Source organism: Bacillus pretiosus (assembly GCF_051294775.1).
Classification (GTDB): domain Bacteria; phylum Bacillota; class Bacilli; order Bacillales; family Bacillaceae_G; genus Bacillus_A; species Bacillus_A wiedmannii.
This window is the reverse complement of record NZ_JBPPHF010000302.1, coordinates 1-296: the sequence shown is the minus strand read 5'-3', so window position 1 is coordinate 296 and position 296 is coordinate 1. Positions and strand designations below refer to the sequence as shown.

Below are 296 nucleotides of genomic sequence, written 5' to 3'. Positions count from 1 at the left end.
GCTGAGATTACAGAGAATCCGATAAACTGAGCAACGCAGCCTGCAAGAGCAGCACCACCTGCAACACCGTCTAAGCTAAGTGCGATCGCTAACGCAGCTGATGAAGCTGGAGTGATAAGTAATAGTCCCCAAACGACTGCAATAACAATAGAAGCGATGAACGGGCTACCAGCTGAGCTATCTTTAATGAATGCTCCAATTGTATTTAAAACAGGAGTAATATTATGAGATAACCAAATTCCAACTAAACCAGAACCTAATATTGCCGCAAATGGAACGAGCATCATATCTAACGC

At 43.2% G+C, this 296-nt stretch carries 1 protein-coding gene; it reads right to left on the bottom strand.

Going from position 1 to position 296, the window contains the following annotated elements:
• On the bottom strand, positions 1 to 296 hold a 296-nt coding region (locus ACSG5Z_RS30975; protein WP_435712871.1), incomplete at both ends, for a PTS sugar transporter subunit IIC.